Consider the following 14,202-nt stretch of genomic DNA (forward strand, 5'->3'; position numbering starts at 1 on the left):
GGCCGTGCTGTCCAACCTGAAGTCCCTCATCGAGACCGGCGGTCCGCTCCCGCAGGAGCCCTGGCTGGTGCCCGGCCGGTGAACACGCGGCGGGGGGGGGGGGGCGGTCCCCCCCCCCCCCCCCCCCCCCCCCCCCCCCCCAAACCCCCCCCCCCCCCCCCCCCCCCCCCCGCCGACGGGAGTGTCACGTCACGCGGTCAGCGGCCGACCGGGCGCGGCCGGGGCGGGCGCTTCCCTCGCGGGGGCTGCGGCGGAGGCACCGGGCGCCGCCGCGGAGGCCGGGGGACCGGAACTCGCATGCGCACGTTTTCCATGAGAACTCCTTCGCTGATGTGGACGGCTGTTTCTCCGTCCGTCACGGATATGTGTACGGGCGGACGGCTGCCATTGTTCAGCGCTTCGGAAAATTCATTCGTGCGGCATCGGACCGCATATCGCGATAAGAAATTCGCAGGACTGACCTGTGTCAGTTCTTTGAATTCCTTTCCGTGAGGATCCGCGGTCCCGCCTCGGTGATCGCCACCGTGTGCTCCACGTGCGCCGCGCGGGAGCCGTCGTTCGTGCGCAGGGTCCAGCCGTCGGGAGCCTCGTGGTAGCCGTCCCGGCCGCTGCCGATCAGCATGGGCTCGATCGCGAGGGCCATGCCGTGCCGGAGCGGGAGACCGCGGCCGGGGCGGCCCTCGTTCGGCACCTCCGGGTCCTCGTGCATACGGCGGCCCACGCCGTGCCCGCCGAAGCCCTGCGGGATGCCGTAGCCGGCCTCCCGGCACACGCTGCCGACGGCGTGCGCGATGTCGCCGATGCGGTTGCCGACGACCGCCGCCGCGATGCCCGCCGCCAGGGCCCGCTCGGCCGTCTCCACGAGCCGTACGTCCGCCGGGCGCGGCCTGCCGACCGTGAAGCTGATCGCCGAGTCGCCGACCCAGCCGTCGAGTTCGGCGCCGCAGTCGATGGAGACCAGGTCGCCGTCGCGCAGCCGGTAGGAGGTCGGGATGCCGTGCACGATCGCGTCGTTGACGGAGGCGCAGATGACGGCGGGGAACGGGGTGGCCGCGAAGGAGGGCCGGTAGCCGAGGAAGGGGGAGGAGGCCCCGGCCGCCCTCAGCACCTCCCGCGCCACCTCGTCCAGCTCAAGGAGGGAGACGCCGACGGCGGCGGCCTCCCGTACGGCCGTCAGGGCCTGGCCGAGGACCTGGCCGGCCCCGTACATCGCGTCGATCGATACGTCTGTCTTCAGTTCCACCATGCCAATTACTATACCGGTTTTCTAGACCGGATTAGAATGACGGCTTAGGATGGCTGCATGGTACGCACCCCCCTCACCCCGGAAGAGCGTGAACGCGGCGAGCGGCTCGGGCAGATGCTGCGCGAGGCGCGCGGCGGCCGGAGCATGACCGAGGTGGCGGCCGAGGCCGGCATCTCGGCCGAGACGCTCCGCAAGATCGAGACCGGCCGGGCGCCGACCCCCGCCTTCTTCACCGTCGCCGCGCTGGCCCGCGCGCTCGGCCTGTCGATGGACGAACTGGTGGCCCGCTGTGCCCTGGCCCCGGTGTGACGCGCATCGGTCAAGATCCCGTAATGAGGGCTCTGTGCGCACCCGCTGAAAACTCCCCGTAGCAGCCCCGTAACACAACTGGTGTTGCCTACGGAGCCGGAGTGTTCCGGTCGGGCGGGAGTCGAGCGATGACTGTGGATCAGCTCCCGGGCCGGGTGCGGGAGTTCGCGAACTACCTCAACGGCCTGCTGGCGCGCCTGGACCAGGGTGCCGGCTGGTGCGCGGTGTTCTGGCAGCGCGACCCCGACGGTATGCAGGCCTGCCTCGGCGGGCGGGAGGTCCCGCCCTGGGACGTCGTGGAGGCGCTGCTCCAGGACCTCGCGACCGCCTACGGTCCCGAGGCCGCCGCCGGTGCGGCCGGGCAGGCCCGGCAGCTGCACGCCGGCGCCCTCGCCGCGTACGACGCCCGGCCGGGCGCCCGGGAGGACCTGAGCGACCGCCTCGACGTCATGCTCCGCGAACAGCGCTACGCCGCTGAACGGCTGGCCCAGCTCGGCCGCGCGTACAGCTCCGCGCGCTCCCGCGAGGAGGCCGAGTCCCTCGACATCGACCTCGCCTGGGCCCGCGACGACCATGAACGGGCCTCCGCCCGGTGCGCCGAACTCCGTACCCGGATGGGACGACTGGAGCAGCGGGCCGAGCCGGGGCCGCCGTCTCCCGGCCCGGCCGCCGAACCGACCGCGGCCGCGCGGGCGTCCGCGACCGGTACGGCGATGCGCGGCCGCTCGGGCGGGGTCACACCCGACGGCGGCGCGGCCCCAGCGCCTGCCGTGCCCGAAACGCCCGAGGCCCCGGCGCCGGCTCCCGCCCCCGCCAAGCAGCGCAAGCGGCGACGGGGGAGTGCCCGTTTCGCCGGGATGGCCGAGGACGAGGCCGCGCCCGCCGTCGTACCGCAGGCAGCGGAGGCGACCGTGCCCACGGCCCCCGGTGCCCGTCGCACCCCGCGCGGGGCCCGGTTCGCCGGCGCCGCCGAGGCGCCGGCGCGGCCGGAGCCGGTGGTGGAGCAGGCCGACGAGGAGGCGGGCCAGGCCGTGGCGGAGGCCGTGACGCGACTCGAACGGCTGCGTGCCGAGGGCCGTACCGGCGAGGCGCACGCGCTGCTGGCCGAGGCCGCGCAGTGGCCCGCCGCCCGGTTCCCCCTGCTCGCGGACGCCCTTCAGCGGGCCGGGCTCGGCGCCGACTGGGCCACGCTGCTGTGGGAGACGGCCTCGCTGCCGCCCGCCCGGCTGGTGGCGGCCGCCGACGCCCTGACCGCCGCGGGCCGGAGCGCCGACGGCCGCCAGATCCTCCGCCAGGGCGTCGTCCGCCCCGCCGCCGAGATCGGCGAGGCCGTCCTCGCCCTGGACACGGCAGGCCGCCACCGCGAGGTCCGGGCCCTGCTGGACACCTACGTCCAGGTCCGCACCCCGGAGGAGGCGGCGCACAGCGCGGAACCCGACCCGCACCGACTGGTTCCGCTGCTCCTCCGCGCGGCCCAGGCGATCTCGGACCAGCGCCACTGGGACCTGCTGCACGCGCTCAGGGTGGCGGGCCTCACGTCCTGACGGACGTGCGCGTCGGCCCGTGCATCCGCCAGCCAGGTTAGAAACGAGATCGACTCGGCGGCTTAACGACGATGGTCTTGGCAAGGACTCCGAGGAGGCTTACTTTCGACCCTCTACGGGCGTAGAAGGAGCAGCTCATGGCCAACGTCGTACGCGCCGCTCTGGTCCAGGCCACCTGGACCGGCGACACCGAGTCCATGGTGGCGAAACACGAGGTGTTCGCCCGCGAGGCGGCCCGCCGGGGTGCGAAGATCATCGGATTTCAGGAAGTCTTCAACGCCCCCTACTTCTGCCAGGTCCAGGAACCCGAGCACTACCGCTGGGCCGAGCCGGTCCCGGACGGACCCACGGTCCGCCGTATGCAGGAGCTGGCCCGCGAGACGGGCATGGTCGTCGTCGTCCCGGTCTTCGAGGTCGAGCAGTCCGGGTTCTACTACAACACCGCCGTCGTGATCGACGCCGACGGCACCGTCCTCGGCAAGTACCGCAAGCACCACATCCCGCAGGTCAAGGGCTTCTGGGAGAAGTACTACTTCAAGCCCGGGAACGTCGGCTGGCCGGTCTTCGACACCGCCGTCGGCAAGATCGGCGTGTACATCTGCTACGACCGCCACTTCCCGGAGGGGTGGCGGCAACTCGGCCTCAACGGCGCCCAGTTGGTCTACAACCCGTCGGCCACCTCGCGCGGCCTGTCGGCCTACCTCTGGCAGCTGGAGCAGCCGGCCGCCGCCGTCGCCAACGAGTACTTCATCGCCGCCATCAACCGGGTGGGCCAGGAGGAGTACGGCGACAACGACTTCTACGGCACGAGCTATTTCGTCGATCCACGTGGGCAGTTCGTGGGGGAGGTGGCGAGCGACAAGAGCGAGGAACTCGTCGTCCGTGACCTCGACTTCGACCTGATCGAAGAAGTACGGCAGCAGTGGGCCTTCTACCGCGACCGCCGTCCCGACGCCTACGAAGGGCTGGTACAGCCGTGAACGACCTCTTCGCCCGCCACCGCCAGGTCCTGCCCGACTGGCTGGCCCTCTACTACGACGAGCCGCTGGAGATCACGCACGGCGAGGGACGGCACGTCTGGGACGCCGACGGCAACCGCTACCTCGACTTCTTCGGCGGCATCCTCACCACGATGACCGCGCACGCGCTTCCCGAGGTGACGAAGGCGGTGAGCGAGCAGGCCGGCCGGATCATCCACTCCTCCACGCTCTACCTCAACCGCCCCATGGTCGAACTGGCCGAACGCGTCGCACACTTGAGCGGCATCCCGGACGCCCGGGTCTTCTTCACCACCTCCGGCACCGAGGCCAACGACACCGCCCTGCTGCTCGCGACCACCTACCGCCGGACCAACACCATCCTGGCGATGCGCAACAGCTACCACGGCCGCTCCTTCAGCGCCGTCGGCATCACCGGCAACAAGGGCTGGTCCCCGACCTCCCTCTCGCCGCTCCAGACGCTGTACATCCACGGCGGCGTCCGCACCCGCGGCCCGTTCGCCGAGCTGAACGACCGTGACTTCATCGCGGCCTGCGTCGACGACCTGCGTGACCTCCTCGGCCACACCCGCCCGCCGGCCGCGCTGATCGCCGAGCCCATCCAGGGCGTCGGCGGCTTCACCTCCCCGCCCGACGGGCTGTACGCGGCCTTCCGCAAGGTCCTCCAGGAGCAGGGCATCCTCTGGATCGCCGACGAGGTGCAGACCGGCTGGGGCCGCACCGGCGAGCACTTCTGGGGCTGGCAGGCGCACGGCCAGAGCGGGCCGCCGGACATCGTCACCTTCGCCAAGGGCATCGGCAACGGCATGTCCATCGGCGGGGTGATCGCCCGCTCCGAGATCATGAACTGCCTGGACTCCAACAGCATCTCGACGTTCGGCGGCACCCAGATCACCATGGCGGCGGGCCTCGCCAACCTGTCGTACCTCCTGGACCACGACCTCCAGGGCAACGCCCGCCGGGTGGGCGGCCTGCTCATCGAACGTCTCCGCGCCGTCGCCGCCCAGCTGCCCGGCGTACGGGAGGTCCGGGGCCGCGGCCTGATGATCGGCGTCGAACTGGTCAAGCCCGGCACGGACGAGGCCGATCCCAAGTCAGCGTCGGCGGTCCTGGAAGCGGCGCGCGAGGCCGGCCTCCTGATCGGCAAGGGCGGCGGCCACAACACGAGCGCGTTGCGCATCGCCCCGCCGTTGTCGCTGACGGTGGCGGAGGCGGAAGAGGGGGCAGCAATCCTGGAGCAGGCGCTGAGGAGCGCTTACTAGAGAGTGCGCTTACGGCAAGGGGTCCCTTGCGAACGCCCCGCACTGGAGCGCCCCTTCAGGGGCGCGGGGAACTGCGCGATCAACCCCCACCGGCCGCAGCCTCCGAACGCACCGAAACCCCAACCAAGGGACCTGCAAGATGACCGCCACTTGGGATCCCCCGAACACCACAGACACCCCCATACTGTCGGTCCGTCAGATCCTCTCCCTGGAACGGGTCCTGGCCGGCGACCCCGAGGTGGTCGCCGGTGCCACCCACCTCGACCGCCCCGTCCGCTGGGTGCACGTGGCCGAGGCCCCCGACGTCGGCGTCATGCTCACCGGCGGCGAGATGGTCCTCACCACCGGCGTCCTGCTCGCAGGCGACGACCACAAACAGGCCGAGTACATCCAGTCCCTGCACCGGTCCGAGGCCGCCGCGGTCGTCCTCGGCCTCGGCCGCGCCTTCCCGTCCCCACCCGACGCCATGCGCCGCGCAGCGGACCGCTGCGGCCTCCCCCTGGTGGTCCTGCACCGCCCCTTCCCCTTCGCCGAACTGACGGAGGAGGTCCAATCCCGGCTGGTGCGGCGCAAGTTCGCCGCCGTCAGCCTCTCCGAGTCGGTCCGTACCGCCCTCACCGGCCTCATCACCGCCGGCGCCCCTCTGCAACGCCTCCTCGACGAGGTCGCCGTGCACAGCGCCTGCCCGGTCGTCGTCACCAACCTCGCCCACCGGGTGCTGGCCACCGCGGGGGAACGGTCGGCCGTGGACGACGTGCTGCGCGACTGGGAGCGCATCGCCCGGCAGGCGGGCGGCGGCGAGGGCGACGGCTGGATCCGCGCCGAGCTCGGCGGCCGCGGGGAGCGCTGGGGCCAGATCATGCTCTGCGGCTACCGCGGCGACACCGCCACCGGGCGCCTTCTCGCCGACCGCGGCGCCGAGGCCCTCGTCCTGCACCGCATGCTCGGCGGCGGCTCCGCCCACAGTTGGGAGGAGCAGTCCGCGCAGAGCCTGCTGACCGACCTGGTCTCCGGGGTCGTACCGGCCCGGCAACTGCTGCCCAGGGCGCGGGCGGCCGGACTGCCGGTCAACCGGCGGACCTTCGTCCCCCTCGTGGTACGGGACGCCGAACCGCCCCAGTTGGAGAGGACCCTCCGCCTGCTGGGGCTGCCCGGACTCGTCGCCGAGCTCACCGAACGTGTCACCGCCGTCCTGCTCAGCCTCGCCCGCGACCAGGACGCCGACGCCCTCGCCACGCACTTCGCCGTCCGGCTGCACGGCGAGGCGGCGGACCCGCAGGCGGTGGTCGCCGCCGCCGGCCCCCGCACCGCCTGGGACGACGTGCCCGCCGGCCTGCGCGAGGCCCAGCACGTGGCCGACGCCGTAGCCGACTCCTCGGACGCCCTCGACCTGCCACCCGTCGTACGGCTCAAGGACGTACACCTGCGGGGCCTGATCCGGCTGCTCCGCGACGACCCGCACGTCCAGTCCTTCGCCGAGCGCGAGCTGGACGGGCTGCTGTGCGGAAAGGGCGTCGACCAGGACCTGCTTGGCGTCCTGCGGACGTATCTCGCCACCGGCCGCAACAAGTCCCGCACCGCCCAGCTGCACCATGTCTCGCGGCCCGCGCTCTACCGCCGTCTGGAGGCGATTCAGGTCCGGCTCGGCGTCGACCTCGACGACTTCGAACAGGCGGCCTCCGTGCACATCGCACTCCTCGCACATGACGCGCAACAGGGGTGAAACATGCGACGAACTGGGAAAACGACGGTGAAACATGAGTCGACGACCGCGTGACACGGTGACACGCGGAACGCCCGCAGACGTGACACGGTGGCACTCAAAGCCCGCTTCGGGACTTCCTAGGCTCCTCGCACATCGAGCGACACACGCCCGAGCGACCGGAGGTCCCGATGAGCCGAGTGATTCGTGCCGCCCTGTTCCAGACCGCCTGGACCGGCGACAAGGAGTCGATGATCCAGGTCCACGAGCAGGCGGTCCGCGACGCGGCCGCGCAGGGCGCCCAGGTCCTGTGCTTCCAGGAACTGTTCTACGGACCCTACTTCTGCCAGGTCCAGGACAAGGCGTTCTACGAGTACGCCGAGCAGGTACCGGACGGCCCGGTCGTCCAGCGTTTCCAGGCCCTCGCACGGGAGCTCGGCATCGTCCTGATCCTGCCGGTGTACGAGGAGGAGCAGCCCGGCGTCCTCTACAACACCGCGGCCGTGATCGACGCGGACGGCTCGTACCTCGGCAAGTACCGCAAGCACCACATCCCCCAGGTCCCCGGCTTCTGGGAGAAGTTCTACTTCCGCCCGGGGAACGTAGGCTGGCCGGTCTTCGAGACCGCCGTCGGGAAGATCGGCGTCTACATCTGCTACGACCGGCACTTCCCGGAGGGCTGGCGGGCGCTGGGCCTCGGCGGTGCCGAGATCGTCTTCAACCCGTCGGCGACCTCGCGCGGACTCTCCCGCTACCTCTGGCAGTTGGAGCAGCCGGCGGCGGCCGTCGCCAACGAGTACTTCGTCGGCGCCATCAACCGGGTCGGCGTGGAGGACCTGGGCGACAACGACTTCTACGGGACCTCGTACTTCGTGGACCCGGAGGGCCAGTTCGCCGGCGAGGTGGCCTCCGACAAGGAGACCGAACTCGTCGTCCGCGACCTGGACCTGGCCAAGCTGCGCGAGGTCCGCGACCGCTGGCAGTTCTTCCGGGACCGCCGGCCGGACGCGTACAACCCGCTGACGGCGCCGTAATAGCGCCCCGTCGTGAAAGCGCCCCGTGAGGGGCGCTGGGGGTACCCCCAGCCGAAGGCTGGGGGAGGAACTGCGCGACCAGCCACCGTCGGACCCGCACATGACCACGAAGGAGAGGACCCCATGACCGGCCGGACAGTAATCCGTGGCGGACTCGTCATCACCGCGTCCGACGAGATCCACGCCGACGTCCTGATCGAGGACGGCCGTATCGCCGCCCTCGCGGCGACCGGCACCCCCGCCGCCGAGGCCTTCACCGCCGAACGCACCCTCGACGCCACCGGCAAGTACGTCATCCCGGGCGGTGTCGACGCCCACACCCACATGGAGCTGCCGTTCGGCGGCACCTTCGCCTCCGACACCTTCGAGACCGGCACCCGCGCCGCCGCCTGGGGCGGTACGACCACCATCGTCGACTTCGCCGTGCAGAGCGTGGGCCACAGCCTGCGCGAGGGCCTCGACGCCTGGCACGCCAAGGCCGAGGGCAACTGCGCCATCGACTACGGCTTCCACATGATCGTCTCCGACGTGAACCAGGAGACGCTCAAGGAGATGGACCTGCTGGTCGAGGAGGGGGTGACCTCCTTCAAGCAGTTCATGGCCTACCCGGGCGTCTTCTACTCCGACGACGGCCAGATCCTGCGCGCCATGCAGCGCTCCGCCGAGAACGGCGGCCTGATCATGATGCACGCCGAGAACGGCATCGCCATCGACGTGCTGGTGGAGCAGGCGCTGGCCCGCGGCGAGACCGACCCCCGCTACCACGGCGAGGTGCGCAAGGCGCTGCTGGAAGCCGAGGCCACGCACCGGGCCATCAAGCTCGCCCAGGTGGCCGGTGCCCCGCTGTACGTCGTGCACGTCTCGGCGATGGAGGCGGTGGCCGAGCTGGCGCGGGCCCGCGACGAGGGACTCCCCGTCTTCGGCGAGACCTGCCCGCAGTACCTGTTCCTGTCGACCGACAACCTCGCCGAGCCGGACTTCGAGGGCTCGAAGTACGTGTGCAGCACGCCCCTTCGCCCGAAGGAACACCAGGCCAAGCTCTGGCAGGGCCTGCGGACCAATGACCTCCAGGTGGTCTCCACCGACCACTGCCCCTTCTGCTTCGTGGGCCAGAAGGAGCTGGGGCGAGGCGACTTCTCCAAGATCCCCAACGGCCTGCCCGGCGTCGAGAACCGCATGGACCTGCTCCACCAGGCCGTCGTCGACGGGCACATCTCGCGCCGCCGCTGGATCGAGATCGCCTGCGCCGCCCCGGCCCGGATGTTCGGGATGTACCCGAAGAAGGGCACCATCACCCCGGGTGCCGACGCCGACGTCGTCATCTACGACCCGCACGCCGAGCAGGTCGTCTCCGCCGAGACCCACCACATGAACGTCGACTACTCGGCGTACGAGGGCAAACGGCTCACCGGCCGGGTCGAGACGGTCCTCTCGCGCGGCGAACTCGTCATCACCGAGCGGGAGTACACCGGACACGCCGGGCACGGCGTCTACACCCCGCGCTCCACCTGTCAGTACCTCAACTAGGAGTGGCGCCCATGGACTTCGGACTTGTCCTGCAGACCGACCCGCCGGCCTCCCGTGTCATCAGCCTGATGAAGCGGGCCGAACGCAACGGCTTCTCCTACGGCTGGACCTTCGACTCCGCCGTGCTCTGGCAGGAACCGTTCGTGATCTACAGCCAGATCCTCGCCAACACCACGAAACTGACGGTCGGGCCGATGGTCACCAACCCCGGCACCCGCACCTGGGAGGTCACCGCCTCCACCTTCGCCACCCTCAACGACATGTTCGGCAACCGCACGGTCTGCGGCATCGGCCGCGGCGACTCCGCGATGCGGGTGGCCGGGCGCAAGCCCAACACCCTCGCCCGGATCAGCGAGGCCATGAAGGTCATCCGGGCCCTGGGCCGGGGCGACGAGGCGGACCTGGGCGGCACGGTGATCCGCTTCCCGTGGATCAAGCCCGGTGCCGAACTCCCCGTCTGGATGGCCGCGTACGGCCCGAAGGCGCTCAAGATGACCGGTGAGGAGGCCGACGGCTTCATCCTCCAGCTCTCCGACCTCTACCTCACCGAGTACATGGTGAAGGCGGTGAAGGACGCGGCGGTGGCCGCCGGACGTGACCCGTCCGAGGTCAGGATCTGTGTCGCCGCCCCGGCGTACGTCACCGAGGACGACTCGCCCGAGGCCCTGGCGCACGCCCGCGAGCAGTGCCGCTGGTTCGGCGGGATGGTCGGCAACCACGTCGCCGACCTCGTCGCCAAGTATGGCGAGCACTCCGCCGCCGTACCCGACGAACTCACCGACTACATCAAGTCCCGCCAGGCCTACGACTACGCGCACCACGGGCGCAGCGGCAACCCCGACACCGAGTTCGTACCCGACGAGATCGTCGACCGGTTCTGCGTCATCGGACCGGCCGAGAAGCACATCGAGAAGCTGAACGCGCTGCGTGACCTGGGCGTCGACCAGTTCGCCGTCTACGACATGCACGACGCGCAGGAAGCCACCATCGACGCGTACGGGAGCAAGGTCATCCCGGCCGTCAACGGCTGATCCGCACCCACTGGTTGATCTCCCCCTTCCCGCCGTCCCGGGAAGGGGGTCCCCCACACCCCCGCCTCACCACCCCCCTCGACGCCACCCGCACGGCCTTTCTCCCGTCCCCTCTCCTCCCGATTGGCCTGCCCATGACCGACACCGCTCCCACGGCCATACCGCCGTCCGGCCAAGTCACCACCTCCGACGGGCGCGTCGAGCTCGCCCCGGGCTCCCCGCCGCCGACCGGTCCCTACGCCAACGAGGACCTGCTGCCGGTCCCCGTCGAAAAGCGCACGTGGACCACGTACAACTTCTCCGCGCTCTGGGTCGGCATGGCCCACAACACGGCCTCCTGGACCCTGGCCTCCGGGCTGATCGCGGTCGGCATGGACTGGAAACAGGCCGTGTTCACCATCGCCCTGGCCAACCTGATCGTCCTCGTCCCGATGCTGCTCACCGGGCACGCCGGACCGAAGTACGGCATCCCCTTCCCGGTCTTCGCCCGCGCCAGCTTCGGCGTACGCGGCGCCAACCTCCCCGCCGTCGTACGGGCGCTGGTGGCCTGCGGCTGGTTCGGCATCCAGACCTGGATCGGCGGCGAGGCCATCTACTTCCTCGCCGGCAAACTGATCGGCGACAGCTGGGCGAACGCCTCGCACGTCGGCGGCTACGCCTGGACCATGTGGCTGTCGTTCGCGCTCTTCTGGGTGCTCCAGGTCGCCATCATCTACCGGGGCATGGAGACCATCCGGCGCTTCGAGAACTGGGCCGCGCCCTTCGTGATCGTCGGCGCGATCGTGATGCTGGTCTGGATGAGCAACAAGGCCGGCGGTCTCGGCCCGCTCTTCGACCAGCCCTCCAAGCTCGGCTGGGGCGGCGACTTCTGGAAGCTGTTCTGGCCGTCGCTGATGGGCATGATCGGCTTCTGGTCCACCCTGAGCCTGAACATCCCGGACTTCACCCGGTACGGCAAGAGCCAGAAGGCGCAGACCTGGGGCCAGGCCCTCGGCCTTCCGACCACGATGACCCTGTTCGCGTTCCTGTCGGTCCTGGTGACCTCCGGTTCGCAGGCCGTGTACGGAGCGCCGATCTGGGACCCGGTCCAGCTGGCCGCCAAGACGGACAACGTGGTCGGGCTGCTCTACGCCCTGGTCACCGTCCTCGTCGCGACCCTGTCCGTGAACATCGCGGCCAACCTGGTGTCGCCGTCGTTCGACTTCTCCAACATCGCGCCCCGGAAGATCAGTTTCCGCACCGGCGCCCTGATCACCTGCGTGCTCGGTGTGGTGATCTTCCCGTGGAAGCTGTACTCCGACCCGCAGGGCTACATCTTCACCTGGCTCGGCCTGGTCGGCGGTCTGCTCGGCACGGTCGCCGGCATCCTCATCGCCGACTACTGGCTGCTGCGCCGCACCCGCCTCGACCTGACCGACCTGTACCGCACGGGCGGCCGTTACTGGTACGACGGCGGCTGGAACTGGCGGGCGGTCGTGGCCTTCCTCGTCGGCGGTGTCCTCGCCGTCGGCGGCGCCAGCTTCAAGCCGCTGTTCGACGGCCGCCCGATCCCGGCCCTGTCCTCGCTCGCCGACTACGGCTGGGCGGTCGGCCTCGGCACGTCCCTGGTGCTGTACGTGGGGCTGACCCTGCTGACCGGGCGCACCACCGAAGAGGCGTGAGCGCGAAGGGCGGCCAGTACGGTCACTGGCTGCCCTTCAGCGCGGTCACCGCGCTCTTCGCCGCCTTGATGGCGCCCTTGTTGATCACGTCGGTGTCCGGCGCCTTCTTGCTCTCGAAGTCGCTGCCGTTGTAGGTGACGACCACCAGCGCGTTGGAGACCTGGGCCATCACCACGCCCTCACGGGTCTGCTGCTTGTCCTCGGTGGTGAGGTTGACCACCGAGTAGCCGCTGTCGCCGAGCCCCGGCACGGCCCCGCCGCCGCTCTTCTCCGCGACCCGCTGCTTGTACTCCTTCACCGCCGCCGCGTCCGTGTCCATGATCTCGAAGGAGACGTCGAGCCAGCGGTAGTCGTACCCCTTGAGCGCGTTCCAGGAGCAGGTGCGGCGCAGCTTGGTGTCCGTGGAGGGGATCTCCTTGCCGGCCGTCTTCGCGCCCGGCACCAGCGACTTGATGGTGGCCACGGGGATGCTGCCGCAGGGCGCGGGCGCGGCGGCGTACGTCTTGGTGGCCGCCGTCGACGTCGTGGACGAGGACGGGCCGTCGCTCACCGACTGGCCGGCCGTCTGCTGGGTCGAGGTGTCACCGGAGGCGGTGGTGGACGTCTTGTCCGGACCCGACGCCATCGCCCAGCCCGCACAGGCGAGCACGGCGACCGGCGTCAGGCGCGCGGTGAGGGCGAGTGGCAGTGGTAGAGAACGCAAGTCGCACTTCTCGTGGGGGACGGTGTGCCGAGGTGTCCACGCTGCGGACGGGACGCCAGTGTCACACGAGTCCCTGTGGGGTGGAAGTGGAATCGGCGTCTTGCCTGCGCGGCAGGCACTTACGCCCTGTTGACAAGGTCCGCGGGCCCGTCCCCGTACATCCGGAATGTCGTGTGGCCACGGTCCCCGTACTTCCGGAATGTCGTGACTGGGCCCGCCTCTGGAAGGTGACCGGAGTCACCGCCGCGCGCGGTCGCGCGAGTTGCCGAACAACAGCCGGTAGCCGACGAGGAGGACCAGGGAGCCGGCTATCGCGGCGCCCCAGGTGTAGAGGTCGAAGAACTGCTTCTCCACCGGGCGGTCGAGGAAGCGGGCCGAGAGCCAGCCGCCCACGAAGGCGCCCGCGATGCCGATCAGGGTGGTGCCGATCAGGCCGCCCGGGTCACGGCCGGGCAGCAGGACCTTGGCGATGGCTCCGGCGAGGAGGCCGAGGATGATCCAGCTGATGATGCCCACGTTCGTTGTCCTCCCGGTACGGGGTGATGCCTTGCTCAGTTGCCTTGTTGCGCAAGCTTATGAACGGGGGAGACCACCCGGGGTGCCTGACGCCGAGCCGTCGATGATCTGTCACCCGCTCATGACAATGCGGAGAACACGTGGAGGACATTGCGGGGAGGCCCTGCGGGGGGCAGTGATCGAACGCCTACACTGAGTGCACTTCTGTGCGACGACTGTGAGGGAGGGAGCGGGCTGTGGGGGACGACATCGGTGGAGCCACGGACCCCTCCGGCGGGGTGCTGACGGAGGCGGCCGCGGTGTTCGGGCTGCTCGCCTCGCCGGCCCGGCTGCACCTCATGTGGGCGCTGTCCCAGGGCGAGAGCGACGTGACCTGCCTCGCCGACCGGGTCGGCGGCGCCCTGCCCGCGGTCAGTCAGCACCTGGCCAAGCTCAAGCTCGCCGGTCTGGTGCGGTCCCGCCGGGAGGGGCGCCGGCAGATCTACTATGTGGACGATCCGGACATCGTGACCGTGGTGCGGGTGACCGTCGGCCAGCTCACCGCCCGCTCGCACCAAGTTCCTGCGCCGGTGCGCCGGTTGCGCGAGGCCGGGGTCTGAGCGCGCCGGAGCGGACCTGACGGCACGGGCACTCCTGCGGTTCCACGGGGGTGCCCGGGCGTTTCCATGA

The 14,202-nt window shown here is 70.7% G+C and carries 13 protein-coding genes; 10 read left to right on the plus strand and 3 right to left on the minus strand.

Annotated elements, in window-relative coordinates:
- Window positions 1-466 precede the first annotated feature (466 nt).
- Window positions 467-1,246, minus strand: coding sequence for a type I methionyl aminopeptidase (gene map, locus ACZ5K7_RS24600; protein WP_351698855.1), 780 nt, complete (start codon window positions 1,244-1,246; stop codon window positions 467-469).
- Between the two features lie 57 nt (window positions 1,247-1,303).
- Between map and ACZ5K7_RS24605 the strand changes: the two genes are divergently transcribed.
- The 9 genes from ACZ5K7_RS24605 to ACZ5K7_RS24645 all read left to right on the plus strand — a co-directional run bounded on the left by ACZ5K7_RS24605 (window position 1,304) and on the right by ACZ5K7_RS24645 (window position 12,314).
- The gene (locus ACZ5K7_RS24605) at window positions 1,304-1,555 is read left to right on the plus strand and encodes a helix-turn-helix domain-containing protein (protein ID WP_351730127.1); all 252 of its coding nucleotides are present in this window, start codon (window positions 1,304-1,306) and stop codon (window positions 1,553-1,555) included.
- A 128-nt stretch (window positions 1,556-1,683) separates the two neighbouring features.
- The gene (locus tag ACZ5K7_RS24610; RefSeq protein ID WP_468916127.1) at window positions 1,684-3,099 is read left to right on the plus strand and encodes a hypothetical protein; all 1,416 of its coding nucleotides are present in this window, start codon (window positions 1,684-1,686) and stop codon (window positions 3,097-3,099) included.
- A gap of 137 nt (window positions 3,100-3,236) precedes the next feature.
- Window positions 3,237-4,079: a nitrilase-related carbon-nitrogen hydrolase gene (locus ACZ5K7_RS24615; protein ID WP_351698861.1), complete on the plus strand. Its 843-nt coding sequence runs from the start codon at window positions 3,237-3,239 to the stop codon at window positions 4,077-4,079.
- Window positions 4,076-5,359 (plus strand): aspartate aminotransferase family protein, encoded by a 1,284-nt coding sequence (locus tag ACZ5K7_RS24620; RefSeq protein ID WP_468916131.1) that lies wholly within the window; start codon window positions 4,076-4,078, stop codon window positions 5,357-5,359. The genes ACZ5K7_RS24615 and ACZ5K7_RS24620 overlap by 4 nt, the downstream gene beginning before the upstream one ends.
- A gap of 139 nt (window positions 5,360-5,498) precedes the next feature.
- Window positions 5,499-7,082, plus strand: a complete 1,584-nt coding sequence (locus tag ACZ5K7_RS24625) for a PucR family transcriptional regulator (protein ID WP_351698864.1) — start codon at window positions 5,499-5,501, stop codon at window positions 7,080-7,082.
- A gap of 170 nt (window positions 7,083-7,252) precedes the next feature.
- Window positions 7,253-8,095 (plus strand): nitrilase-related carbon-nitrogen hydrolase, encoded by an 843-nt coding sequence (locus ACZ5K7_RS24630; protein ID WP_468916135.1) that lies wholly within the window; start codon window positions 7,253-7,255, stop codon window positions 8,093-8,095.
- A gap of 123 nt (window positions 8,096-8,218) precedes the next feature.
- Entirely contained in the window at window positions 8,219-9,622 is a 1,404-nt protein-coding gene (hydA, locus tag ACZ5K7_RS24635) for a dihydropyrimidinase (protein WP_468916138.1), read from the plus strand.
- 11 nt (window positions 9,623-9,633) lie between these two features.
- The gene (locus ACZ5K7_RS24640; protein ID WP_351698870.1) at window positions 9,634-10,653 is read left to right on the plus strand and encodes a TIGR03842 family LLM class F420-dependent oxidoreductase; all 1,020 of its coding nucleotides are present in this window, start codon (window positions 9,634-9,636) and stop codon (window positions 10,651-10,653) included.
- A 134-nt stretch (window positions 10,654-10,787) separates the two neighbouring features.
- Window positions 10,788-12,314: an NCS1 family nucleobase:cation symporter-1 gene (locus ACZ5K7_RS24645; RefSeq protein WP_468916141.1), complete on the plus strand. Its 1,527-nt coding sequence runs from the start codon at window positions 10,788-10,790 to the stop codon at window positions 12,312-12,314.
- Between the two features lie 22 nt (window positions 12,315-12,336).
- On the opposite strand, the gene ACZ5K7_RS24650 is transcribed toward ACZ5K7_RS24645, so the two are convergent.
- Together ACZ5K7_RS24650 and ACZ5K7_RS24655 are read right to left on the minus strand one after the other, a co-directional pair.
- The gene (locus ACZ5K7_RS24650) at window positions 12,337-13,017 is read right to left on the minus strand and encodes a hypothetical protein (RefSeq protein ID WP_351698874.1); all 681 of its coding nucleotides are present in this window, start codon (window positions 13,015-13,017) and stop codon (window positions 12,337-12,339) included.
- A gap of 237 nt (window positions 13,018-13,254) precedes the next feature.
- Window positions 13,255-13,533, minus strand: a complete 279-nt coding sequence (locus ACZ5K7_RS24655) for a GlsB/YeaQ/YmgE family stress response membrane protein (RefSeq protein WP_351698876.1) — start codon at window positions 13,531-13,533, stop codon at window positions 13,255-13,257.
- A 236-nt stretch (window positions 13,534-13,769) separates the two neighbouring features.
- Here ACZ5K7_RS24655 and ACZ5K7_RS24660 point away from each other — a divergent pair, with 236 nt between their 5' ends.
- Entirely contained in the window at window positions 13,770-14,132 is a 363-nt protein-coding gene (locus ACZ5K7_RS24660; RefSeq protein ID WP_468916144.1) for an ArsR/SmtB family transcription factor, read from the plus strand.
- The last annotated feature ends 70 nt before the right edge of the window (window positions 14,133-14,202 follow it).

It is taken from the genome of Streptomyces sp. NPDC031497 (genome assembly GCF_055580905.1).

Bases quoted from the DNA above. Each gene is read 5' to 3' on its own strand.
- map (WP_351698855.1), bottom strand. From the start codon at position 1,246: ATGGTGGAACTGAAGACAGACGTATCGATCGACGCGATGTACGGGGCC.
- ACZ5K7_RS24605 (WP_351730127.1), top strand. From the start codon at position 1,304: ATGGTACGCACCCCCCTCACCCCGGAAGAGCGTGAACGCGGCGAGCGG.
- ACZ5K7_RS24610 (WP_468916127.1), top strand. From the start codon at position 1,684: ATGACTGTGGATCAGCTCCCGGGCCGGGTGCGGGAGTTCGCGAACTAC.
- ACZ5K7_RS24615 (WP_351698861.1), top strand. From the start codon at position 3,237: ATGGCCAACGTCGTACGCGCCGCTCTGGTCCAGGCCACCTGGACCGGC.
- ACZ5K7_RS24625 (WP_351698864.1), top strand. From the start codon at position 5,499: ATGACCGCCACTTGGGATCCCCCGAACACCACAGACACCCCCATACTG.
- ACZ5K7_RS24630 (WP_468916135.1), top strand. From the start codon at position 7,253: ATGAGCCGAGTGATTCGTGCCGCCCTGTTCCAGACCGCCTGGACCGGC.
- hydA (WP_468916138.1), top strand. From the start codon at position 8,219: ATGACCGGCCGGACAGTAATCCGTGGCGGACTCGTCATCACCGCGTCC.
- ACZ5K7_RS24640 (WP_351698870.1), top strand. From the start codon at position 9,634: ATGGACTTCGGACTTGTCCTGCAGACCGACCCGCCGGCCTCCCGTGTC.
- ACZ5K7_RS24645 (WP_468916141.1), top strand. From the start codon at position 10,788: ATGACCGACACCGCTCCCACGGCCATACCGCCGTCCGGCCAAGTCACC.